This is a genomic window from Haloprofundus marisrubri (assembly GCF_001469955.1).
GTDB classification, from domain to species: Archaea; Halobacteriota; Halobacteria; order Halobacteriales; family Haloferacaceae; genus Haloprofundus; species Haloprofundus marisrubri.
Map to the genome: position 1 here is coordinate 29,751 of NZ_LOPU01000030.1, position 14,093 is coordinate 43,843.

General features: G+C 64.6%; 13 protein-coding genes. 8 read left to right on the forward strand and 5 right to left on the reverse strand.

Translation table 11 applies throughout. The annotated features are described in order from the left end of the window. Positions 1-11 precede the first annotated feature (11 nt). From tuf to AUR64_RS14930, 4 genes are all read right to left on the reverse strand, one after another. Entirely contained in the window at positions 12-1,280 is a 1,269-nt protein-coding gene (tuf, locus tag AUR64_RS14915) for a translation elongation factor EF-1 subunit alpha (protein ID WP_058582770.1), read from the reverse strand. 223 nt (positions 1,281-1,503) lie between these two features. Further along, the gene (locus AUR64_RS14920) at positions 1,504-1,929 is read right to left on the reverse strand and encodes a CBS domain-containing protein (protein ID WP_058582771.1); all 426 of its coding nucleotides are present in this window, start codon (positions 1,927-1,929) and stop codon (positions 1,504-1,506) included. Between the two features lie 256 nt (positions 1,930-2,185). Beyond that, on the reverse strand, positions 2,186-3,073 hold the full coding sequence (locus AUR64_RS14925) for a hypothetical protein (protein WP_058582772.1): 888 nt from the start codon (positions 3,071-3,073) through the stop codon (positions 2,186-2,188). A gap of 234 nt (positions 3,074-3,307) precedes the next feature. After that, positions 3,308-4,504, reverse strand: coding sequence for a M20 family metallopeptidase (locus AUR64_RS14930; RefSeq protein WP_155120628.1), 1,197 nt, complete (start codon positions 4,502-4,504; stop codon positions 3,308-3,310). A gap of 141 nt (positions 4,505-4,645) precedes the next feature. On the opposite strand from AUR64_RS14930, the gene ilvA reads away from it, so the two are divergent. From ilvA to gcvPB, 8 genes are all read left to right on the forward strand, one after another. Next, complete coding sequence (gene ilvA / locus AUR64_RS14935) at positions 4,646-5,863, forward strand: threonine ammonia-lyase (protein WP_058582774.1); 1,218 nt, start codon at positions 4,646-4,648, stop codon at positions 5,861-5,863. A 210-nt stretch (positions 5,864-6,073) separates the two neighbouring features. Next, the gene (locus tag AUR64_RS14940; RefSeq protein ID WP_058582775.1) at positions 6,074-7,114 is read left to right on the forward strand and encodes a DUF7350 domain-containing protein; all 1,041 of its coding nucleotides are present in this window, start codon (positions 6,074-6,076) and stop codon (positions 7,112-7,114) included. 2 nt (positions 7,115-7,116) lie between these two features. Then, entirely contained in the window at positions 7,117-7,524 is a 408-nt protein-coding gene (locus AUR64_RS21170) for a hypothetical protein (protein WP_240479621.1), read from the forward strand. Next, positions 7,514-8,956, forward strand: coding sequence for a hypothetical protein (locus AUR64_RS14950; protein ID WP_240479622.1), 1,443 nt, complete (start codon positions 7,514-7,516; stop codon positions 8,954-8,956). The genes AUR64_RS21170 and AUR64_RS14950 overlap by 11 nt, the downstream gene beginning before the upstream one ends. Before the next feature lie 492 nt (positions 8,957-9,448). Then, the gene (gcvT, locus tag AUR64_RS14955; protein WP_058582776.1) at positions 9,449-10,561 is read left to right on the forward strand and encodes a glycine cleavage system aminomethyltransferase GcvT; all 1,113 of its coding nucleotides are present in this window, start codon (positions 9,449-9,451) and stop codon (positions 10,559-10,561) included. Further along, positions 10,562-10,939 carry a glycine cleavage system protein GcvH gene (gene gcvH, locus AUR64_RS14960; RefSeq protein WP_058582777.1) on the forward strand — a complete coding sequence of 126 codons (378 nt, stop codon included), beginning with the start codon at positions 10,562-10,564 and terminating at the stop codon, positions 10,937-10,939. It begins immediately after the preceding gene. Further along, positions 10,936-12,264 carry an aminomethyl-transferring glycine dehydrogenase subunit GcvPA gene (gene gcvPA / locus AUR64_RS14965; RefSeq protein WP_058582778.1) on the forward strand — a complete coding sequence of 443 codons (1,329 nt, stop codon included), beginning with the start codon at positions 10,936-10,938 and terminating at the stop codon, positions 12,262-12,264. The genes gcvH and gcvPA overlap by 4 nt, the downstream gene beginning before the upstream one ends. Further along, on the forward strand, positions 12,264-13,694 hold the full coding sequence (gene gcvPB / locus AUR64_RS14970) for an aminomethyl-transferring glycine dehydrogenase subunit GcvPB (RefSeq protein WP_058582779.1): 1,431 nt from the start codon (positions 12,264-12,266) through the stop codon (positions 13,692-13,694). Before gcvPA ends, gcvPB begins: the two co-directional genes overlap by 1 nt. A 5-nt stretch (positions 13,695-13,699) precedes the next feature. Here the strand turns inward: gcvPB and AUR64_RS14975 are convergent, their stop codons facing one another. Continuing rightward, entirely contained in the window at positions 13,700-14,059 is a 360-nt protein-coding gene (locus tag AUR64_RS14975; RefSeq protein WP_058582997.1) for a cupin domain-containing protein, read from the reverse strand. Between the last annotated feature and the right edge of the window lie 34 nt (positions 14,060-14,093).

The window sequence follows — 14,093 nt, forward strand, 5'->3', positions numbered from 1 at the left end:
GACGGGTCGGCTTACCGCTCGTTGACTTCGAGCACCTTGCCCGCGGCGATCGTCTGACCCATGTCGCGGATGGCGAAGCTCCCGAGTTCGGGAATCTCGCTCGACGGCTCGATGCTGAGCGGTTTCTGCGGGCGCAGCGTCACGATGGCCGCGTCGCCGGCTTTGATGAAGTCGGGGTTCTCTTCGGCGACTTCGCCCGACGCCGGGTCGAGTTTCTGGTCGATGGATTCGACGGTGCAGGCGACCTGTGCGGTGTGTGCGTGAATGACCGGCGTGTAGCCCGCGGTGACGACCGAGGGGTGCTGCATCACGACGATTTGCGCTTGGAACGTCTCGGCGACTTTCGGCGGGTCGTCGGCGGGGCCACAGACGTCGCCGCGGCGGATGTCGTCCTTGCCGACGCCGCGGACGTTGAAGCCGACGTTGTCGCCGGGTTCGGCGCGGTCGACCTCCTCGTGGTGCATCTCGATGGTTTTGACCTCACCCGAGACGTCCGAGGGCTGGAACGAGACGCTCGCACCCTTTTCGAGGATACCGGTCTCGACGCGGCCGACAGGGACGGTGCCGATACCCGAAATCGTGTAGACGTCCTGAATCGGGAGTCGCAGCGGTGCGTCCGTCGGTGGCGACATCTCCGGGAGGTTGTTCAGCGCCTCCAAGATGGTGGGACCGTCGAACCACGACATGTTCTCGGAGTGTTCGGCGATGTTGTCGCCTTCGAACGCCGAGATGGGGATGAAGCGCGCGTCGTCGGTGTCGAAGCGGACCTGCGTGAGCAGTTTCTTCACGGCGTCGACGACTTCGCGGTAGCGGTCCTCCTCGTAGTTGACCGTGTCCATCTTGTTGACGGCGACGATGAGCGTCTCGATACCGAGCGTCCGTGAGAGGAACACGTGTTCGCGCGTCTGCGGCGCGACACCGTCGTCGGCGGCGACGACCAACACGGCGTGGTCGGCCTGCGACGCCCCGGTAATCATGTTCTTCACGAAGTCGCGGTGACCGGGGGTGTCCACGATGGTGAAGTAGTACTTGTCCGTGTCGAAGCGCTGGTGGGCGATGTCGATGGTGACGCCGCGCTCTCGCTCCTCGGCGAGGTTGTCCATCACGTAGGCGAACTCGAAACCGCCTTTACCTTTCTCGGCGGCCTCCTCTCGGTGCTGTTCGATGACGTGTTCGGGTACGGAGCCCGTCTCGAACAAGAGACGCCCGACGAGCGTACTCTTGCCGTGGTCGACGTGGCCGATAATTGCTAAGTTCTGGTGTGGTTTGTCTTGTGCCATGGTACCGTCAGGCGTCGTGCGCCTGTCAGAGGGTTTATGCTGTACGAGAGCAAAACGATTGTCTCCGGTACGTTAGTTGAACTCACTTATCTTTGATATTATCTGGTGTGAGCGATTCTCGGCGGTGACGGAGAGTCGTCGAAAAAGACCGATTTCGGGTGCGTCGGTGCGTCTGCTGCCGGGTTGTGACGAAACGGGCGTGCCGATGTCTCGGGCGCGTCGTCTACGCCGAGTAGCCCGGCGACTGCGACTCGATGACGTCGGCGATGCTCGTCATCTCCTCACCGACGGTGGCGACGACGTCGTCGAGGGTGACGATGCCAACGAGTGTGCCGTCGTCGTCGACGACGGGGAGTCGGCGTACTTTGGCCTCGCCGAGTTTCTTCGCCACGGCGAAGCCGTCTTCGTCGTGATGGATGGTTTCGGGGTTCTCGGACATGATATCTTGAGCAGTCATCTCCGAGATGTCGTCGTGTTCTCCGATAGCGAGCGCGATTTCTCTGTCGGTGACGATGCCGCGCGGTTCGTCGCTCTCGACGACGACGACGGACCCGACACCTTCCGAGGAGAACGTCTGGGCTATCTCTCTGATGTTCGTGTCCGGGTCGACTGTGACGACGTCTTCGTTTGCGAGGTCTCCAACTGGCATAGCGTGGGCTAGCCCAACCGTGAACGTGGTAATCGTATGGCCTGTATTTGCGCGGGCGTCGATGCGTGCCCGTTCAGTGGTCGAAACGGGACTCGTGTGGAGGGCCGAAACGGGGCAGATTCGGAGGGCCGAAGCGGTGGAAGGCCGACGCCGAGCGACACAATTTTTGGACAGTTCACACAGTGTAGACGGTGTCAAATTGGCCGATAGCGTCCGCGGTGGGACTGCGTACCGACTCTCGACGTAGACCGTCCGTTCACTTGGTCGCTTCGATGGCCTCCTCGTACCAGTCGGGTCGTTCGACGGTCGTTTCACCGACACCGCGGAACTCGTGTGTCGTCGTGGTGAACTGCCGGCCGGCGTCGTGGGACGCCTGATACGACGTTCGTATCTCCTCGAAGCGTCCGCCGGCGCGGACGACGCCGACACTTCGCGTCTGCGTGAGTCCGCGGTCGAACTGCGTGCGAATCTCCGGCGGTGCCGTCCACGTGAGCCACGACAGTGTCGTGTCGTCGTACGGTTCGGTTCCCCGAAGGCCCGCGCTGGCAAGTTCGCTCTCGATGCGTGATTTACCGCTGTGTGCGGCTACTTGGACGAATCCTTGCCCGCCGGTCTCCGCAGACATATCGATACGCCGGTACTCGGGACCGTTTTCGGTCTCTTCGCGCTGGAGTGCGGTTTCGTCGTCTGCCCACCACTCGATACGGTTTCCCGTGGGCCGCTGTGACCAGAACGTCGTCTCCGGACCCGGCCGGTAGACGGCGTGCAACCGCTCACCGCCGGCGCTGACGCGGCCGGTCCACACCGATTCGCCTCGCTCCACGACTCGATTCTCGTCGTCGTACACTCGGCGGAGGTTGGTCTGTTCGCTGGTGAACGACGCCGCTTCGAGCGCGTCGTGGTGCGCGACAGCCAACTCCCACGCGTCCTCGACGCCGTCTTCGGAGACACCCGGCGGTAGGTCGGCCGTCGATGCGGGCGTGGAGGTCTCCGCTGGCGGTGTCTCCGTCGGCGCGTCCGTCGAGGACGACCCTTCGACGACGCTGTTTCCGGGTTCTGTCCCACTCTGGAGGGCGCTGCACCCGGCGAGTCCGAGTGAGAGGGCGGTTCCACCGGCGACGCGAAGGTAGCGGCGTCGGTTCATGTTTCTCTCTTGAACGAATAGATGTATAAACTTTTGCAAAATAGCGATTATAAATAGTAGGGTTCAAAAAATAGAATCCAGAACCGTGCTATCGGCAGGATTTTGTCCAAATTCTCAGAAGCACATCCGATTTTCGATTCGGGTCTGTGAGGTGACGGTCGCTCTCGTGGTCGACACCAGCAGGTGACCAACACCGGTTCGACTGCCGACACCACGAGTTAGAAGCAGTTCCGCTCAGTTCGACGACGACAGATACCGCTCCAAAAGACGCTCGTAGACGCGGGCGGTCACGAGCAGGTCGGAGACGGCAACGGACTCGTCGACGGTGTGGGCGTCGTCTTCGATGGTGCCCGGTCCGAACAGCACCGCCGGGATGCCGCGCGGGACGAGAAATCGGGTGTCGCTGCCGGCGTTGAACCCGACGATATGGCTGTCGATGCCGACGTCGTGAGCAGCGTCGACCGTTCGTCGAACCAGCGGATGCTCGGCGTCGAGGGCGACGCCGTCGACGGTCATCGTTCGCTGGAGGTCGAACTCGACCGGTGGCGCGTCTGCGAGACCGGATTCGACGGCCGCTCGCATCCGCTCGTCGTAATCGTCCGGTTCCGGCCCCTCCGGGAGCGTCCGCCACGAGATGGTCGCTCGGGCCTCCCCGGGGACGACGTGCGGAGCGGACCCGCCTTCGATTTCGGTGACCGAGATGGTCGGCCCGGGTTCGAGAATCGGATGATTCTCGGCGGCGACTTCATCGGCGAGTTCGGCGACGCCGTTGAGCGCGCAGCGAATCCCGTCGATGGCGTTGATGCCGCGGTCCGGTCGGCCGGAGTGGCTCTCGCGGCCGGAGACGGTCAGCGTCCAGTCGAGCGCTCCGTACTGCGCGATGGCGACGTGCAGGTCGGTCGGTTCGCCGATGACCGCGGCGTCGATGTCGCCGACTGTCTCGGCGATTCGTTCGGTGCCCGGTCCGCCGCGTTCCTCGTCGATGGCGAAACCGAGAACGACCTCGCCGGTGGTGTTTGCGTCGCTGGAGTCGCCGTGATTCGTCAAGAACGCCTCCGCGGCGACGACTTTCGCCGCGAGTGCGCCCTTCATGTCCGCGACGCCGCGGCCGACGAGGCGGTCGCCGTCGGGTCCACCGTCTTCGCGCCGGAGTTCGTACGGGTCGCCCGTCCAGTCGTCGGCGTTGGCAGGCACCACGTCGGTGTGGCCGGTCAGGAGCAGTCGGCCGTGTTCGGGGTTGCCAGCGCGTGCGACGAGGTTCGGTCGCCCCGGTTCGAGTTCCTCGCGTTCGAGCGTCCACTCGACGGGACCCTCGCGGAGTCGGTCGACCAACGCGTCGACGACGGGTGCCTCGCCGCCCGGCGGGTTCGGACTGGGGCACTGGACGAGCGTCCGGGTCAACTCGACGACTGCGGATTCGGTGACCTTCATCGACCATCGAACCACGGGTGGGCGTATAGTCGCGTCGTCGCCGGAAATCCCCGTGGTCGAAAAATCTCGGTGGTGGAAACGCTTGCGGTGTCTGTTTCCGCCGACGACGGCGTTAAGCGACCCGCCGACGAGGCTCACCCGATGACAGAACCCCTCGTCACACTGGCCGATATCGAAGCGGCCGCCGGCCGTCTCGACGGCGTGGTCAAACGGACGCCAGTCGACAGTTCGCGCACGTTCGCCGAGCGCTGCGGTGCCGACAGCGTCCACCTCAAACTCGAATCGCTCCAACGAACCGGTTCGTTCAAGATTCGCGGCGCGTCGAACCGCATCGCGCAGTTGAGCGAGGAAGAACTCGACAACGGCATCGTCGCCGCCAGCGGCGGTAACCACGCCCAAGGCGTTGCCTCGGCGGCCACCGCCCACGGCGCGGACGCGACCATCGTCATGCCCGAGGTGACGCCGATGGCGAAGATAGAGGCGACGCGAGGCTACGGTGCGGAGGTCGTCGTCCACGGCGAGGTGTACCAGCAGTCCTACGGGCGGGCGATGGACATCGCCGAGGAGAAGGGGGCGACGTTCGTCCACCCGTTCAACGACCGCGCGGTCATCGCCGGACAGGGAACCGTAGGTCTGGAGATGGTCGAAGCCGTCCCCGACGTCGACACTGTCGTCGTCGCCATCGGCGGCGGGGGACTCGTCTCGGGTATCGCAACCGCGGTGAAAGCACAGACCGACGCCCGCGTCGTCGGCGTCCAGACGGAAGGCTGTGCGCACATGAGCGAGTCGCTCGAACGCGACGAGGTGTACGAACGCCACTCCATCGACACCATCACCGAGGGAATCGCCGCCAGTAAGACGGAAGAGTACACGTTCAGACACGTCAGCGAGCGGGTCGACGACGTGGTGAACGTCACCGACGCCGAGGTGACGGCGGCGATGGCGCTTCTCGCCGAACGCTCGAAACTCGTCACCGAATCCGCCGGGGCCGTCGCGCTCGCGGCGCTTCTCGGCGACTATCTCGACGTGACAGACGAGACGGTGGCGGTGCCGGTTTGTGGGGCGAACATCGACCTCACGCAGTTCACCGACTACGTCAAGGCGGGACTCGCGGAACTCGGTCGCTATCGGAGCGTTCGCGTCGTCGTCGACGATTGGCCGAAATCGGCGGGAACGGTTGCTGAAACCGTCGAAAACGCCGGGGCGACAGTCGACGAGCTATCACGATTGCCACCGCGTTCGGGCGTCGACCCGGGGAAAACCGAACTCGCCGTCACCGTCGAAGGGAGTGGTTCCGACCACCTCGACCGGGTGGTCGGAGCGCTAGACGACGCTCCCGGTGTCGTCGTGAGCGACTGAGTGCGTTCGGTACTACTCGCACTCACACCGGTTTCGTCTACGGTCCGCTAGCCAGTCCCGCTCGCACGTCGGGTTTCAGAGTCGAACTAGTACGACCGTCGGCAGTGAGGTGAGTTCCGCAACCAACTTGTCGGCACTGCACCGAGCGCGTACATCACCCCGACTCCTCCACGGCTCACGACCGAAACGCCTTCCACCACCAGACGGCGCGTGCTGGGCGCACTGGGCGCGGGGACCGCCGGCGTGCTCGCCGGTTGTCTCGGCGGGTTCGAGCGACAGTCCGCTTGGCGCGACCCGCCGCTCGTAGAAAATCGGCCTGCGGCGGTGTACGTCCCCGCAGTCGAAGAGGGAATGAAGATGTACGGGACGACGACCGCCGGACCGTACGGCGTCGCGCTCAGTTACTCGTATCCACACCGGTTCTGGACCGTCTCGGGAACCAAGCGCAACAAGACACCCGTGACCGCGGACGACTCGATTCATCTGATGGTCTCCATCTGGGACGAGGCGACCGAGCGGACGATACCGCTGGACTCCGGCGTCGGCATCGAACTCACCCGCGACGGGTCGCTCGTCTCCGAAGAAGTCGCGTATCCGATGCTCTCCCAGCAGATGGGACTGCACTACGGGGCCAACTACGCGCTCGACGGCGCGGGCACGTACTCCGCGACGGTCACGATTGGCGGCCTGTCGGTCCGGCGTACCGGAGCGTTCGAGGAACGGTTCGAGACGCCACAGACGGCCACCTTCGAGTTCGAGTTCGACACCGACGACCTGTACGACATCGACATCCGCGAGTTTCCCGACCGACAGGGAAGCCGGGACGCTGTCGCACCGATGGAGATGATGCATCCGCTCGGACGGGTCCGAGACACCGAATCGCTCCCGGGTACGCTGCTCGGTACCGCCGAAGCCGACGCCGTCTTTCGCGCGTATCTCGTCGACGACGGGTCACGGTTCGGCGTCGACGGGGCGTATCTCTACGTCGTGGCCGCGACGCCGTACAACGGGTTCGTCCTCCCGATGATGGGACTACGCGCGACGCTCACCAGCGACGGAGACACGTCCCTCGATGGGCCGCTCACGCGGAGTATCGAACCGACTATCGGCTATCACTACGGAACCGGCGTCGAGGGCGCAGTCGAGACCGGTGACCTTCGTCTCACCGTCGAGGTACCGCCACAGGTGAGTCGACACGACGGATACGAAACCGCCTTCTTCGACGTGGATACTGTCGAGGTCGGGTGGTGACGGTGAGCGAAACCAACCACACCAACGAGGCCAGCGACGCCAGTGAGACCCGCGAGGCCAGCAACACCGCCGCCGACGCCGACGATGCCGCCGACGCCGGCGAGTTCCGGCCCATCGACGACACCAGCGCCACCGAACCGGCGCTCGCGGACGGTTCCGAGACGGGCGGGTCCGGACCGAACGGCTATCGCTGTCGAGTCTGTGGTCGGTCGTTTCCGGCCGCACACCTGTTGGTGCTCCACGGTGGAGTCCGTCACCCGAGCGAGTTGACCGAGCGCGAGAGCGCCGAGTTCAGAGCGGAGTACGAACGGGAGGAAAGACAGATACGGTCGTTCCGAATCCGGGCACTCGGTACGCTCGTGGTTCTGTACTTCGGGTTTCTCTTCATGTACGCCATCTATGCGAGTTGAGCTGACTCCACGAGTCGTAAAGCGCTGGACGCTACGGCTCTGTCGACGGCTCGCCGCGTTCGGGCGTGCGGTCCCACTGGGTGTCGTCGTGCTCGCGCTGTTCGTCGGACACGTCGGAGCCAGTAACGCCGCCGTCGGCCTCCAGAGCGCGTCGAAAGAGGCGTTGAGCGTCCCACAGTGGCTCTACATGTCGACCGGTGGCGCAGCGATTGGCGCGTCGGCGGTTCTCGCCAGCCTCGTCACGGACCGACAGTACATCCGAGAGACTCATCGATGGGGCCGCAACCTCGTCGACGCCGAGCGACTACGGCACGTCTTCGCACCGCTCGCGGCCGTGCTCGGAGCGGTACTGCTCGGTCTCACGCTGTACCGAGGGTTCGTCGGGCCACAGCTACCGACGGTGAACTTCGCCGTTCTCTTCGTCTTCGTCGGCCTCCGGGCAGGGCTCACGATGACGACGTATCTCTTCGGCAACGTGTGGCCCGCGCTCGACCCGACGCGGACCGTTGCGACGCGCCTCCCGAACGGCTATCTCGACTATCCGCGGCGACTCGGTCGTTGGCCTGCGGTCGTGGGGCTACTGACGCTGGTGTGGGCCGAGACGACGACGGGCGTCACCGAAGAGCCGACCGCTCTCGCAACCGCGGTGCTCGTCTACACGGCGCTCACGACGCTCGGAGCGGTGGCGTTCGGGCCCGACCAGTGGTACCGGAACGTCGACCCGGTCTCCGTCGTGTTCGAGTTCTACGGGTCGATTGCGCCGTTGACCGTCGAAGACGGGCGACTCCGACTGCGACTACCGGGGATGCGGCCCATCGAGAACCGCTTCGTCACCGGGGTCGACGATATCGCCTTCGCCATCGCGTTGGTCTGGGAACTCACCTTCAGCGGGTTCGTGACCACCGAAGCCGGTGCGAGCGTCGTGCGAGCGATTGCGGCCGTCGGAGTCCCGCCAATCCCGCTGTACGCCGCGCTCTACCTCGGCGGGTTCGCCGCCTTCGTCGGTGCGTATCTCCTCGCTGCTCGCGTCACCGCCGACAGACTCACCACGTCGAGAGGCGCCCGGGAGTTGGCGGTCCGATTCGCGCCGCCGCTGGTCGCCATCGCGGCCGGCTACCATCTCGCGCATTACTTTGCGTTCTTCGTCTCGTTGTCGCCGTCGCTCGCCGGCGTGTTGTTCTCGCCGCTGTCGCCGACGGCCAACCCTATCGTCCTCGCGCTCCCGGCGTGGTTCGGTGGGTCGAACATCGCGTTCGTGCTCGTCGGCCACGTACTCGCGGTCTGGGTGGCACACACCATCGCCTACGAGTTGTTCCCGAGTCGCTTGCAGGCGATTTACAGCCAGTTCGCGTTCGTTCTCGTGATGGTGGGCTACACGGTGGCGAGTCTCTGGCTCATCTCGTTGCCGACGACGTCGCCGGCGTTTCTGTAAGGTGCCTCCGTTTCTGACCCGGGAATCTGGCCCAACGACGACGGGAGCGACGACGACGGGAACGACGAGTCGAGAGAGTGGTGAAAGCGAAGAGGATTGGGAAAGAGAAGGAGAGACGAAAGACGAGCTACCGAAAGTCAGCAGGGAGTACTGCTTAGAACCCGCGCATCGCACGACTCATGTCGGCGAACGTTGCGGTGCGGCGTTCGGTGCGGGTGGTTGCGACGTCGGTCTGAGTCTGCTCAGAAATCTTTGCTACAATCATAGTAAATACTTCTGCACCAGTCAATATAAAGCTTTCCCAGCGTTGAGGGCCACGGAGCGATGTGAACCGAATGATTACTCACGTTCGTGTACACTTATTTTCGCACACCTTGCCAGAGCGCAGGTACGGGCATCCTCTCACAGTATTACTGCACGAACGCGCATATTGCCGCTATCGGCGCGCGACGAGATACCAAAGCATTACTTACCCCAACCCAAGCCACTCATATGGCCCATCGGAAGCCGCCACTGCGGGAGGTCCACGCCGACCGCGGGGCGAAGTTCACCGGGTTCGGCGGATGGGAGATGCCGGTGGAGTTCGACTCCATCCGCACCGAACACAGCGCGGTCCGCGACTCGGCGGGCATTTTCGACGTCTCGCATATGAGCGAGATAACGGTGTCCGGGGCGGACGCGACCGAGTTGATGCAGCGACTGACGACCAACGACGTGACGGCGCTCGACCCGGGCGACTCACAGTACTCCTGTATCACCGACGAGTCCGGCGTCATCCTCGACGACACCGTCGTCTACGCGCTACCCGAGGGGTTAGACGACGCCGACGCGGCGACCCCGACGTACCTGTTCATCCCGAACGCGGGCCACGACGAGCAGATGTACGAACGGTGGACGACTCACCGCGACGAATGGGGACTCGACGCCACCGTCGACGACCAAACCGAGGAGTGGGCGATGTTCGCCGTCCAAGGCCCCGAGGCACCGGGTCTCGTCGCCGACGCGGCGAACGAGGAGATACTCGACCTCTCGCGCTTCGAGGCGACGAACACCGAGATTGCTGAGTCGGAGTGTCTCGTCGCCCGCACGGGCTACACCGGCGAAGACGGCTTCGAGGTGCTCTGCCCGTGGGACGACGCCGAATCCGTCTGGGGCGAATTCGACTGCCAGCCCTGCGGCCTCGGCGCGCGCGACACGCTCCGTATCGAGATGGGCTTTCTCCTCTCGGGCGAGGATTTCGACCCCGAGAACGAGCCACGAAACCCCTACGAGGCGGGTATTTCGTTCACCGTCAAACTCGACACCGAGTTCGTCGGCCGCGACGCGCTGGAGCGAGCAAAAGACGAAGGCGTCGACGAGCGGTTCGTCGGCGTGAAACTCGCCGAACGCGGCATCGCCCGCCACGGCTACGAACTCCGCAGCGACGACGGCGACAGTATCGGCCACGTGACCAGCGGGACGATGAGCCCCACGTTGGGCGAAGCTATCGCGTTGGGCTACGTAGAAACCGACTACGCGGAACCGGAGACGCGCGTCCGGGTCGTCGTCCGCGGCGACGAAAAGCGCGCACGAATCGTGAAAACACCGTTTCTGGAGGACAAATAGATGTTCGAGATACCTGACGACCTGCGGTACATGGAATCGCACGAGTGGACGAGCACCGACGACGTGGCGCGAGTTGGCATCACCGACTTCGCCCAAGACGAACTCGGCGACGTGGTGTTCGTCGAACTCCCCGAGGAGGGCGACGACATCACGAAAAACGAGGAGTTCGGCGTCGTCGAGAGCATCAAAGCGGTGTCGGACCTCTACGCACCCATCTCGGGCACCGTCGTCGGCGTCAACGAGGCGCTGTTCGACCAACCCGAACTCGTCAACGACGACCCCTACGCGGAGGGGTGGATGCTCGAAGTCGAACCAGCGGACGAAGGAGAGTTCGACGAACTGCTGACCGCAGAGGAGTACCGAGAGCAGACCGAATGACGCGAGAACGAGGCAGTCCGTACGCGCCGCACGCAGACGCGGAGGCCGCCGCGATGCTCGACGCTATCGGCGTCGACGACGAGGAGGCGCTGTTCGACATCCCGGAGGGCGTTCGTTTCGACGGGCAGTTCGGCATCGACTCGCGGAGCGAACAGGCGCTCCGCCGGGAACTCTCGGCGCTCTTAGCGAAAAACGACGACCTCACGGAGTTCATGGGACGCGGCCACTACGACCACTACGTCCCCTCTCTCGTCGACAACCTCTCCCAGCGCGCGGAGTTTCTGACGAGCTACACCCAGTACCAACCCGAAATCACGCAAGGGTTCCTGCAGGCGCTGTTCGAGTACCAGTCGATGCTGGTCGACCTCACCGGACTTCCGGTGGCGAACTGCTCGATGTACGACTCGGCGACGGCGCTGGCGGAAGCCGCCCGCCTCGCCGACCGAGTGCGACAGGCCAGCGGCAGCGTGGTGCTCGTCCCCGAGTTCCTGCGCTCGGGTAAACGCGGCGTTCTCGACAACTACCTCGCCGGCACCGAGATGACCGTCGAGACGTACCCGATGGACGACGGCAACGTCGATTTCGAGGCACTCTCCGACCGCGTCGACGACGAGACGGCGATGGTGTACGCCGAGAACCCGACGGTTCGCGGCACCATCGAGGAACACCTCGGCGACATCGGGACACTCGCGTCTGAAAACGATACGCTGTTCTGTCTCGGCACCGACCTCGTCGCGCTCGCCCTCCTCGAAGAACCGGCCAGCGTCGGCGCGGACGTCGTCGTCGGCGAAGCCGGCGTGCTCGGCCTCCCGACGGCGTACGGCATGGGACTCGGTCTCTTTGCGACGCGCGAGGAGTATCTCCGACAGGTTCCCGGCCGCCTCGTCGGTATCAGCGAGGACGCCGACGACAAGCGCGCCTACACGTTGACGCTGCAGACGCGCGAGCAACACATCCGCCGCGAACGCGCGACGAGTAACATCTGCACGAATCAGGCGTGGGTCGCGCTTCGTGCGGCTATCCACCTCGCGTGGCTCGGCCCGTCGGGACTCGTCGACCTCGCCGAAGACTGCGTCCGCGACGCGACCGACCTTGCAGAACGTCTCGACGAACTGGTGGGGCTACAGGCCCCGGTCCACGACCGCCACCACTTCCGCGAGTTCGTCGTCCACACCGACCAACCCGCGGCGGCTATCGCCGGCGACCTCGAAACCGAAGGCTACGCGGTCCACGTCGTCGGCGAACACCTGCTGCAGGTGTGTATCACCGACGCGAACGCCCACGAGGCGGACGCACTCGTCGCGGCGTTCGAGGAGGTACTCTGATGATTTACGACCAAGCGAGATACGTCGAGAACGGCCAGTACGAACCGCTGCTGTCGGAGAAGGAGACGACCGAAGTCGACGTCGGCGGCGACGACTCGCCGCTGCCCGACGACCTGACGCGCGACTCCGTCGAACTGCCGGACCTCTCGGAACCCGAACTCGCGCGGCACTACACGCGGCTCTCGCAGATGAACTGGAGCATCGACAGCGGGCCGTACCCACTCGGCTCCTGTACGATGAAGTACAACCCCAAGTTCACCGAGGCCGTCGCCGCCGACCCCAACGGCTCGGTCCACCCGGACCGCTCCGACGAGAGTATCCAAGGAAATCTCGAACTCCTCTACGGCTTGCAGGAGTATCTCGCCGAAATCGGCGGCATGGACGCCGTCACGCTCCAGCCGCCGGCCGGTGCTGCCGGCGAGTTCGCGGGCATCCTCGTCGCCAAAGCGTATCACGAGGCCAACGGCGAAGACCGAAACGAGGTCATCATCCCCGCCAGCGCCCACGGAACCAACTTCGCCAGCGCGGCGATGGCGGGTTACGACGTGGTCGAACTCCCGTCGGCCGAAGACGGCCGCGTCGACGTCGAGGCGCTCGAAGCCGCCGTCGGCGACGACACGGCCGCCTTGATGCTGACGAACCCCAACACTGTGGGCCTGTTCGAGCGTGATATCGAACACATCGCCGAGACGGTTCACGACGCGGGTGGCCTGCTGTACTACGACGGCGCGAACCTCAACGCCCTGTTGGGCCGCGCGCGCCCCGGCGACATGGGCTTCGACATCATGCACTACAACGTCCACAAGACGTTCGCTACGCCTCACGGCGGCGGTGGGCCGGGTGCTGGGCCGGTCGGCGTCGTCGACGAACTCGCCGAGTATCTGCCGTCGCCGCGCGTCCGCGAACGCTCGTCGGGTTCCGGCTACGAACTGTTCGACCCCGAGCAGTCGGTCGGAAAGGTCCACGGCTTCCAAGGTAACTGGCTGGTGCTGGTCAAAGCCTACGCCTACATCGCCCGCCTCGGCGACGAGGGTCTGCTCGACGCTAGCGCGAAAGCCGTGCTGAACGCGAACTACCTCGGTTCACAGGTCGAGTTCGACATCCCGTACGGACCGTATCACCACGAGTTCGCGGCCACCTCGGGTGAAAAAGACGCCGCCGACGTGGCGAAACGGATGCTCGACTACGGCGTCCACCCGCCGACGACGAAGTGGCCCGAGATGGTACCGGAGGCGATGCTGACCGAACCGACCGAAATCGAGAGCAAAAAATCGCTCGACGACCTTGCGGCGGCGTTCAACAACGCTGCCGCGGACGACGAGGAGACGTTGGCCGACGCGCCGACGCGAACGACCGCCCGGCGCATCGACCAAGTGAGCGCCGCGCGCAACCCGCGACTCTCGTGGCGGGCGCTCGGCGACGACGAGTAACTCCCTTACTCCTCGTCGAGAACGACGCCATCGTCTTTGACGTTCGGCGCACCGACGACGAGGGCGGTTCCGGCCTCGACGGCGGTCAACTGCCGTTTCGCTTCCGGACTGACGACCACGTAGTCGTCGGCTTCGAGTTCGAGCGTCTCGTCTTCGATGTCGAGTTCGAAACGGCCATCGAGAACGACGTACAGTTCCTCTTGTTCTTCCTGATAGTGATACGGCGTCGACTCTCCGGCGTCGAACGTCCAGACGTTCGGTCGCATCTCCGACGGACGGAGATGGTAGCCGACGGGTTTCACTCGGGCATCGCTTCGCTCGGAATCGACTGCATCGACGTCAGCGAGATTGATTCGTGAGTACACGTCGGACAGTTCGTTCCGGAACACCAAATCGATT